1 pseudogene is annotated in these 235 nt (G+C 56.6%); it reads left to right on the plus strand.

Annotated features, from left to right (window positions below):
* Positions 1-235 (plus strand): annotated as a pseudogene (locus WG929_RS21260) (IS3 family transposase); the annotation flags it as partial.

A 235-nucleotide genomic window follows, 5' to 3' on the forward strand; every position in this document is an offset into this window, starting at 1 on the left:
CCTTCAAAGGGCTTCAGCTCGCTGCAAGCGATACGCGAGTGGATGCTGGCGTTCTCGCATGCTTATAACGAAGAGCATCGGCACAGCAGCATCAACTTCGTTACGCCTGGTGCGCGTCATCGAGGCGAAGACCATGCACTTCTGGCTCACCGGAAAGTGGTGTACGAGCACGCTAAGCAACAAAATCCCAGACGCTGGTCTGGCGATACCCGAAACTGCAACGTTGCAGGAGCGG

Source organism: Oceanobacter antarcticus (genome assembly GCF_044962685.1).
GTDB lineage: Bacteria > Pseudomonadota > Gammaproteobacteria > Pseudomonadales > Oceanobacteraceae > Oceanobacter > Oceanobacter antarcticus.